Annotated in this window: 1 protein-coding gene; it reads right to left on the reverse strand. The window is 75.3% G+C overall.

Annotation, left to right across the window (positions count from 1 at the left end; all coding sequences use genetic code 11):
- The coding region (locus Q8814_RS26130) for an AMP-binding protein (protein WP_330154828.1) at window positions 1–1,374 on the reverse strand (1,374 nt) is incomplete at both ends.

Here is a 1,374-nt window from a genome sequence, read left to right on the forward strand (position 1 = left end):
GCTGCACACCGACCCGCCCGGCGGTGGGCTCGAGTCGGTCGGCGGCCGCGTCGCGTTCGGTGTCGGCGAGCGCGAAGAAGTCGTCGGTGTCGGCGGCGCTGGTCACCGGTACCCGGTGGATGACGGTGGCGGCGTCGACGGCGCCGGGCGGGTCGGTGTGCAGCCGGTACCCGGCCGGGCCGGTCGGGTCGGGGACGAGGCGGGCGCGCAGCATGTCGTGCCGGTCGAGCAGCGCCTGCAGCAGCGCGGTGACGGTGGCGTGGTCGAGGTCGGTGGGCAGGCGCAGCAGCACCGCCTGCGAGTAGCGGTCGAGCCGGCCGCCGCGGGCCAGCGCCCAGTGCACGATCGGGGGCAGGGGCATCGCGCCGACGGCGCCGCCGGGCAGTTCGTCGAGCACGACCGGGGTGGCGGCGGTGCCGGCGACCGCGGCGAGCGCGGCCGCGGTCTTGTGTTCGAACACCTGGCGGGGGGTGAGCTCGAGGCCGAGGGCCTTGGCGCGCGAGACCAGCTGGATGGACATGATCGAGTCGCCGCCGAGCGCGAAGAACGAGTCGTCGACGCCGACCGTGTCCAGGCCCAGGACGTCGCCGAACAGCTCGACCAGCCGGGTTTCGCGGGGGTCGGCCGGTGCCCGGGCCGGTTGGGTGCGGGCCGCGAAGTCGGGTGCGGGCAGCGCCCGCCGGTCGAATTTGCCGGTGGCGGTGATCGGCAGCTCGTCGAGCACCATCAGCGTCGCGGGCACCATGTACGCGGCGAGGTCGCCGGCGGCACGCGCGAGGATGGCCGGCCCGTCGAGGACGGCGCCGGTTTCGGGCACCACGTAGCCGACGAGGCGTTCGGCGCCGGTCCGGTCGTCGTGGTGCACGAGCACCACGGCGCGGGCCACGCCGGGGCTGCGCAGCAACACCGCTTCGATCTCGCCGAGTTCGACCCGGAACCCGCGCAGCTGGACCTGGAAGTCGCTGCGCCCGAGGTATTCGACGTCGCCGCGGCGGGTGCGGCGGGCGAGGTCGCCGGTGCGGTACAGCCGCGCCCCGGGCCGGCCGTGCGGGTCGGCGACGAAGCGGGTGGCGGTCAGGGCGGGGCGGTGCAGGTAGCCGCGGGACAGTTGCGCCCCGGAGACGTACAGCTCGCCGGTGACGCCGGGCGGCACGGGGTGCAGCCGGGAGTCGAGGATGTGCAGGTCCAGGGCGGGCAGCGGCTCACCGATCAGGCTGGCCGCGGCCGTCGAGGCCAGCTCCCGGTTCAGGGTCAGGGCGGTGACGTGCACGGTGGTTTCGGTGATGCCGTACATGTTCACCAGGGTCGGGGCGGTGTCGTCGTGGCGGCGGTACCAGCGGTCGAGTTGCGCCAGGTCGAGCGCTGCGCCGCCGA

This window comes from Rhodococcus chondri, from assembly GCF_036327435.1.
GTDB classification, from domain to species: domain Bacteria; phylum Actinomycetota; class Actinomycetes; order Mycobacteriales; family Mycobacteriaceae; genus Rhodococcus; species Rhodococcus chondri.